The sequence below is a fragment of the Pseudomonas sp. FSL R10-1339 genome, from assembly GCF_009600545.1.
Taxonomy (GTDB): domain Bacteria; phylum Pseudomonadota; class Gammaproteobacteria; order Pseudomonadales; family Pseudomonadaceae; genus Aquipseudomonas; species Aquipseudomonas bubulae.
In genome coordinates, this window is sequence record NZ_WIVQ01000016.1 from 64,225 (window position 1) to 70,482 (window position 6,258).

9 protein-coding genes are annotated in these 6,258 nt (G+C 57.7%); 5 read left to right on the forward strand and 4 right to left on the reverse strand.

What is annotated here, in order from left to right; genetic code table 11:
* Positions 1-65: 65 nt before the first annotated feature.
* The 5 genes from petA (at position 66) to GHO03_RS07855 (ending at position 3,884) form a co-directional block, all read left to right on the forward strand.
* Complete coding sequence (gene petA, locus GHO03_RS07835) at positions 66-659, forward strand: ubiquinol-cytochrome c reductase iron-sulfur subunit (protein WP_083369776.1); 594 nt, start codon at positions 66-68, stop codon at positions 657-659.
* Positions 659-1,870 carry a cytochrome bc complex cytochrome b subunit gene (locus GHO03_RS07840; protein ID WP_016779512.1) on the forward strand — a complete coding sequence of 404 codons (1,212 nt, stop codon included), beginning with the start codon at positions 659-661 and terminating at the stop codon, positions 1,868-1,870. Before petA ends, GHO03_RS07840 begins: the two co-directional genes overlap by 1 nt.
* Positions 1,870-2,649 carry a cytochrome c1 gene (locus tag GHO03_RS07845; protein WP_095020341.1) on the forward strand — a complete coding sequence of 260 codons (780 nt, stop codon included), beginning with the start codon at positions 1,870-1,872 and terminating at the stop codon, positions 2,647-2,649. Before GHO03_RS07840 ends, GHO03_RS07845 begins: the two co-directional genes overlap by 1 nt.
* 186 nt (positions 2,650-2,835) lie before the next feature.
* Entirely contained in the window at positions 2,836-3,453 is a 618-nt protein-coding gene (locus GHO03_RS07850; protein WP_016779514.1) for a glutathione S-transferase N-terminal domain-containing protein, read from the forward strand.
* Between the two features lie 17 nt (positions 3,454-3,470).
* Positions 3,471-3,884 carry a ClpXP protease specificity-enhancing factor gene (locus tag GHO03_RS07855; protein WP_095001547.1) on the forward strand — a complete coding sequence of 138 codons (414 nt, stop codon included), beginning with the start codon at positions 3,471-3,473 and terminating at the stop codon, positions 3,882-3,884.
* A 53-nt stretch (positions 3,885-3,937) separates the two neighbouring features.
* Here GHO03_RS07855 and GHO03_RS07860 read toward each other — a convergent pair whose 3' ends face one another.
* The 4 genes from GHO03_RS07860 to GHO03_RS07875 all read right to left on the reverse strand — a co-directional run.
* Positions 3,938-4,519, reverse strand: a complete 582-nt coding sequence (locus tag GHO03_RS07860) for a BON domain-containing protein (protein ID WP_095001546.1) — start codon at positions 4,517-4,519, stop codon at positions 3,938-3,940.
* Positions 4,516-5,109, reverse strand: coding sequence for a phosphoheptose isomerase (locus tag GHO03_RS07865; protein WP_095001545.1), 594 nt, complete (start codon positions 5,107-5,109; stop codon positions 4,516-4,518). Before GHO03_RS07865 ends, GHO03_RS07860 begins: the two co-directional genes overlap by 4 nt.
* A gap of 134 nt (positions 5,110-5,243) precedes the next feature.
* On the reverse strand, positions 5,244-5,609 hold the full coding sequence (locus tag GHO03_RS07870; protein WP_095001544.1) for a YraN family protein: 366 nt from the start codon (positions 5,607-5,609) through the stop codon (positions 5,244-5,246).
* Positions 5,609-6,258: penicillin-binding protein activator (locus GHO03_RS07875; RefSeq protein WP_178110293.1), on the reverse strand; the 650-nt coding region annotated here is incomplete at its 5' end. The genes GHO03_RS07870 and GHO03_RS07875, both read right to left, overlap by 1 nt.

Below are 6,258 nucleotides of genomic sequence, written 5' to 3' on the forward strand. Positions count from 1 at the left end.
GTAATAGATGCATATTTAGTAGATGCCTGATTTAACAGGCCACAAAGCTGATGGGAGAGGACTGAATGAGCAATGACGGCGTAAATGTCGGCCGGCGTCGCTTCCTCGTAGCAGCCACATCCGTGGTGGGTGCTGCAGGAGCGGTGGGGGCGGCGGTCCCGTTCGTGGGGTCGTGGTTTCCCAGTGCCAAGGCGAAAGCCGCTGGCGCACCGGTGAAAGTGAATATTGCAAAGGTTGAGCCAGGTCAGCAAATGATTGCTGAATGGCGTGGCCAGCCGGTATTCATCGTACGTCGCACCGAGGAAATCCTGGCAAATCTGAAGAAGATTGAAGGGCAGCTTGCTGACCCGGATTCCAAGCAATCTGATCAGCCTGCTTATGTAAATCCGGAGCTGCGGTCGATCAAGCCAGAAATTCTGTTGTTGATCGGTATTTGCACCCACTTGGGTTGCTCGCCTACGTTCCGTCCCGAGGTCGCGCCGGTTGATCTTGGCAAGGACTGGGTAGGCGGCTATTTCTGCCCTTGTCATGGTTCGCACTATGATCTGGCCGGCCGCGTGTACAAGGCCCAGCCAGCGCCGCTGAACCTGCCAGTGCCGCCGTACTACTATGAGACGGACAACATTGTCGTCGTTGGCCTCGATGGGGAGAACGCGTAATGAGCAAGTTCATGGATTGGGTAGATGCCCGCTTCCCCGCCACCAAAATGTGGGAAGACCACCTCAGCAAGTATTACGCTCCGAAGAACTTCAACTTCTTCTATTTCTTTGGTTCTCTCGCACTGCTCGTTCTGGTCAACCAGATCGTTACCGGTGTGTGGCTGACCATGAGCTACACGCCATCGGCAGAAGAGGCGTTTGCTTCTGTCGAATACATCATGCGTGACGTCGAATACGGTTCAATCCTGCGCTTGCTGCACTCTACCGGTGCATCGGCGTTCTTTATCGTCGTCTACCTGCACATGTTCCGCGGCCTGCTCTACGGCTCTTACCAGAAGCCCCGTGAGCTGGTCTGGCTGTTCGGCATGATGATTTATCTGGCCCTGATGGCTGAAGCCTTTATGGGTTACCTGTTGCCTTGGGGGCAAATGTCCTACTGGGGCGCCCAGGTGATCATTTCGCTGTTCGGTGCGATCCCGGTTATCGGTAACGACCTGACCCAGTGGATTCGTGGTGATTACCTGATCTCCGGTATTACCCTCAACCGCTTCTTTGCCCTTCACGTCGTGGCCTTGCCTATCGTAATCCTGGGCCTGGTGGTGCTGCACATTCTTGCCCTGCACGAAGTTGGCTCCAACAACCCGGACGGCGTGGATATCAAGAAACACAAAGACGAAAACGGCATACCGCTGGATGGCATTCCCTTCCACCCGTACTACACCGTGAAAGATATCGTCGGCGTAGTGGTATTCCTGTTTATCTTCTGCTCGATTGTGTTCTTCTTCCCGGAAATGGGTGGTTACTTCCTGGAAAAACCGAACTTTGAACAGGCTAACGCCTTTAAAACGCCGGAACACATTGCCCCTGTCTGGTACTTCACGCCGTTCTACGCGATCTTGCGTGCCATCCCGGACAAGCTGCTTGGCGTGATTGCCATGGGCGCCGCGATTGCCGTGCTGTTCGTGTTGCCGTGGCTTGACCGCAGTCCGGTCAAATCCATGCGCTACAAAGGCTGGATGAGCAAGGTATGGCTGTGGGTGTTCTGCATCTCCTTCGTGATTCTGGGTGTGCTGGGTGTCTTGGCTCCTACCCCGGGCCGCACGCTGCTGTCGCAGGTGTGTACGTTCCTGTACTTCGCCTACTTCATTCTGATGCCGTTCTACACCAGGCTTGAGAAGACCAAACCGGTTCCGGAAAGGGTGACTGGCTGATGAAAAAGCTATTTGCTGTATTGATGTTCGCGGTAATGCCTGTGTTCTCCTTTGCGGCAGAGCAAGGCGTGCAGCTCGACAAGGTCGACATCGATGTTTCTGACAAGGCGGCCCTGCAGGATGGTGCGCGTACGTTCGCCAACTACTGCATGGGTTGTCACAGTGCCAAGTTCCAGCGTTATGAGCGGGTCGCTGATGACCTGGGCATTCCCCATGAGGTCATGCTCGATAACCTGGTGTTCACCGGTGCCAAGATTGGCGACCACATGAACATCGGCATGCAGCCCAACGATGCCAAGGCCTGGTTCGGTGCTGCACCGCCTGACCTTACACTGGTGGCCCGTGTGCGTGGCACAGACTGGCTGTACAGCTACCTGCGTGCCTTTTACGAAGACCCGTCGCGCCCTTGGGGTGTGAACAACAAAGTGTTCCCGAACGTGGGCATGCCCAACGTGCTGGCACCGTTGCAGGGTCGTCAGGTTATCGGTTGCAAGCAAGTACAGATCGTCGAAGACGGCAAGAAGCAGTATGATCCGCTCACCGGCACGCCTTTGACCCATGAAGCGTGCGACCAGCTGACAGTGCTGCCAAAAACCGGCGCCCTGACTGAAGAGCAGTTCGATGAGAAGATCAAGAACCTTGTGACCTTCCTGGCCTACTCGGCCAACCCGGTGAAGCTGGAGCATCAGCGCATCGGTACTTACGTGCTGATCTACCTGGCCTTCCTTTTTGTATTCGCTTATCTGCTCAAGCGCGAATACTGGAAAGATGTGCACTGATATAGTTACACGCAATGCTGTTAATCGTGCGCGCCCAAGGGTGTCTCTGAAAAGGTAACAGTGCAGGGCGGGTGACAGGCGGGGTCAATGACCTTGCCAGTCACCTGGCCTGTGGTTATCAGAGGCTTTCCTTGGGCGCGTTCGTTTTTCCGCTCCCGATAATTTCAACAAGCGAGGAGGACCGCCATGGGCGTGACCAATCGGTTGGCCTGTTACTCCGACCCCGCCGACCACTATTCCCACCGAGTGCGCATTGTGCTCGCAGAGAAAGGTGTCAGCGCCGAGATCATCAGTGTGGAGGCGGGCCGTCAGCCGCCGAAGCTGATCGAAGTGAACCCCTACGGCAGCCTGCCAACCCTGGTCGATCGTGACCTGGCGTTGTGGGAGTCGACTGTGGTGATGGAATATCTGGATGAGCGCTATCCGCATCCGCCGCTGTTGCCGGTGTACCCGGTGGCACGGGCCAATAGCCGTCTGCTGATTCATCGTATTCAGCGCGACTGGTGTGCGCTGGTCGACCTGATTCTTGATTCGCGGACCAAGGAGCCGGCGCGCGTGCAAGCCCGCAAGGAGTTGCGCGAGAGCCTGACGGGTGTTTCTGCATTATTTGCCGACAAACCTTTTTTCCTCAGTGATGAGCAAAGTCTGGTCGACTGCTGTCTATTGCCGATACTCTGGCGTCTGCCTGTTTTGGGTATTGAATTGCCGCGGCCAGCCAAGCCGCTGCTCGACTATATGGAGCGCCAATTTGCGCGTGAGGCTTTCCAGGCGAGTCTGTCTGGTGTCGAACGCGACATGCGCTAAAGCTTTAGGAGCCCTCGATGAATTCAAGTCGACCTTATCTGGTGCGTGCGCTCTACGAGTGGATCGTTGATAACGACTGCACTCCGCACATGCTGGTTAACTCTGACTACCCCAAGGTGCAAGTGCCTGCGGGTTTTGCCAGTGACGGGCAGATTGTCCTCAATGTTTCGCCAACCGCCGTGCGTCAATTGCACATGGACAACGAAGCAGTAAGCTTTGAAGGGCGCTTTGGTGGTGTACCACACACCTTGTACGTGCCTATTGCAGCCATTCTGGGCGTTTACGCCCGTGAGAACGGTCAGGGCATGGTGTTTGACCTGGAAGAGCCTCTCGAGGCTGATGACGAGGTTGAGCCGGGTGACGATAGTCCGCCGCCAGGATCCGAGCCGCCGCGACCTACAGGTCGGCCAAGCCTGAAAGTGGTGAAGTAATAAAAAAGGCGACCTGAAAAGGTCGCCTTTTTTGTGTCTGGCAGCCGTGGCCGTCAGTCGATGTACTCAAACAGTTTGACGATTTTCTGCACCCCGGAAACACCTTGCACCAGGCTGGTGGCGCGGGCGGCCTCCTGTTTGGTGACCAGGCCGAGCATGTAGACGATACCGTTCTCGGTCACGATTTTGATGCGTGAGCCAGGGATGGCGCTGTCAGTCAGCATCTGGGTCTTGATTTTGGTGGTCAGCCAGGCGTCGTTGTTGCGCGCCAGGATTGACGAAGGAGCCATGACCTGCAGCTCGTTGTTGACCTTTTTCACCCGCTGGACTGAAGCTGCCGCCTGTTCGGCCTGGGCCTTGAGGTCTGCACGCGGGGTCTGGCCGGCCAGCAGCACGATACCGTTGTAGCTGGTGACGACGATGTGCGAACCGGTATCCAGATCCGGATTGGCCTTGGCCACGTTCACGGCGACCTTGGTTTCGATCAGCGAGTCATCGATTTTGCTGCCGAAGGTGCGGGTGCCGCGATCATCCTCGATAGGGGTGTCGCGGGTAGCGGTCAGTACCGAGCTGCAACCGGCGGTCAGACCAAGACACAGGGTCAGGGCTACCAGGCCTAGGCGATTTAAAGTCATTCTTCACTCCCGAACAGTTGGCTGTCGATCAGATCGCACAAGCAGTGGATCGCCAGCAGGTGGACTTCTTGGATGCGTGCAGTGACGCTGGAAGGAACGCGGATCTCCACGTCCTCGGGTAGCAGCAGCGAGGCCATGCCGCCGCCATCACGGCCCGTCATTGCGACCACGATCATTTCGCGATCGTGGGCCGCCTGGATGGCCTGGATGATGTTGGCCGAGTTGCCGCTGGTGGAAATGGCCAGCAGCACGTCGCCGGGCTGGCCCAGGGCGCGGATCTGCTTGGAGAAGATTTCGTTGAAGCTGTAGTCGTTGGCGATCGAGGTGATCGTCGACGTGTCGGTGGTCAGTGCGATGGCAGGCAGGCTCGGGCGCTCGCGCTCGAAGCGGTTGAGCAGCTCGGATGAGAAGTGCTGGGCGTCGCCTGCCGACCCGCCATTGCCGCACGAGAGCATCTTGCCTTCATTGAGCAGTGCGTTAACCATCACCTGGCTGGCTTGCTCGATATGAGGGGCAAGCACTTCCATCGCCTGCTGCTTGGTGTCGATGCTGGCCTGAAAAAGCTGGCGAATCCGGGATTGCATGTCCATCTATGTGACCTTAAGTAGGGCGGCTGGTCGGGCGTGAACCAGGTGTTCCTGGGTGACTTCCCGGCACAAGAATGTGCAGCCCGCAAAGCAAAGCAAAATCGTTGAAAAAGGGAGCTGGAATCGGCCTGGCAGCGCTACTGGCTGTCAAAGGCATTCCGTAGCCAGTTCAGTCGGGGTGTTGTGCTGTCCATCGTCACCACGTCAAAGCGGCACGGGTGATTGGCCCAGCGTGTCTGTTGCTGCAAGAAATGCTGGGCGGCAAGTATCAGTTTTTGACGCTTGCGGCCGTCAATACTGGCCAGTGCGCCACCCCATTGCGCATGTTGACGGTAACGAACTTCGACGAATACTACTGTATCGCCGTCAAGCATGACCAGATCCAGCTCGCCGCGCCTGCATGCCCAGTTCTGTGCCAGCAGGCGCAAACCCTGTTGCTCAAGATGCCGCAGCGCGAGGCGCTCGGCATCCTTGCCAGTTTGCTGGCTTGAGCGTTCGGGCATCAGTTGGCGGTAGCCGGCAGGCGTTGAGGCTGGCCATTGGCGAATTCGGCCCATTGCAGTTGACGTTCTACACGTTGGGTCGGGCTCATGCTCAAGCTGCCGGACATACCGTCGATCCGGCTGTCGGGCAGGGCTTTAAGCTGGCCCAGGCTCGGTGCCAGGCGATAGGCGTCGATACCCATCGCATACAGGCGGCCCAGGCTGCCGCCTGCTTGCGGCCATTGTGCGGTCACTTGCTGGCGTAGCGGGTTGTTCGGGTCGAGGAGCCAGGGGGTCTCGCAAAAACGGATGCCGTTCATGTCGTTGTACTGGTTCTGGTCGCCGCTGGCGCTGAATACGTGGGAGGTTGCGTATACCGGCAGATCACCTGCGTACTGGTAGTTCAGCGTGGGTTTGATCTGCTGGGCCTGCTGCGGGGTCGCGGCGAGGAACAGGAACTGCATGTCCTGGCGACGCGTTGGTTCGCTCGAGCCGCCGTTTTTGCGCAGTTGCACCAGATCGGCCACTTGCTGGGCGAGGGCTACAGGTTTGTCGATATGTTCAACGCCAACGACGGTGCCGCCATGGGCTTCCCATTCCTGGCGGAATGCCTTGAGCACGCGATCGCCCCACTCACCGACCGGGACCATGGCGCCAGCGCGGGTTAGGC

What these genes read in the sequence shown, in the direction of transcription:
- petA (WP_083369776.1), top strand. Translation starts at nt 66, where the DNA reads ATGAGCAATGACGGCGTAAATGTCGGCCGGCGTCGCTTCCTCGTAGCA.
- GHO03_RS07840 (WP_016779512.1), top strand. Translation starts at nt 659, where the DNA reads ATGAGCAAGTTCATGGATTGGGTAGATGCCCGCTTCCCCGCCACCAAA.
- GHO03_RS07845 (WP_095020341.1), top strand. Translation starts at nt 1,870, where the DNA reads ATGAAAAAGCTATTTGCTGTATTGATGTTCGCGGTAATGCCTGTGTTC.
- GHO03_RS07850 (WP_016779514.1), top strand. Translation starts at nt 2,836, where the DNA reads ATGGGCGTGACCAATCGGTTGGCCTGTTACTCCGACCCCGCCGACCAC.
- GHO03_RS07855 (WP_095001547.1), top strand. Translation starts at nt 3,471, where the DNA reads ATGAATTCAAGTCGACCTTATCTGGTGCGTGCGCTCTACGAGTGGATC.
- GHO03_RS07860 (WP_095001546.1), bottom strand. Translation starts at nt 4,519, where the DNA reads ATGACTTTAAATCGCCTAGGCCTGGTAGCCCTGACCCTGTGTCTTGGT.
- GHO03_RS07865 (WP_095001545.1), bottom strand. Translation starts at nt 5,109, where the DNA reads ATGGACATGCAATCCCGGATTCGCCAGCTTTTTCAGGCCAGCATCGAC.
- GHO03_RS07870 (WP_095001544.1), bottom strand. Translation starts at nt 5,609, where the DNA reads ATGCCCGAACGCTCAAGCCAGCAAACTGGCAAGGATGCCGAGCGCCTC.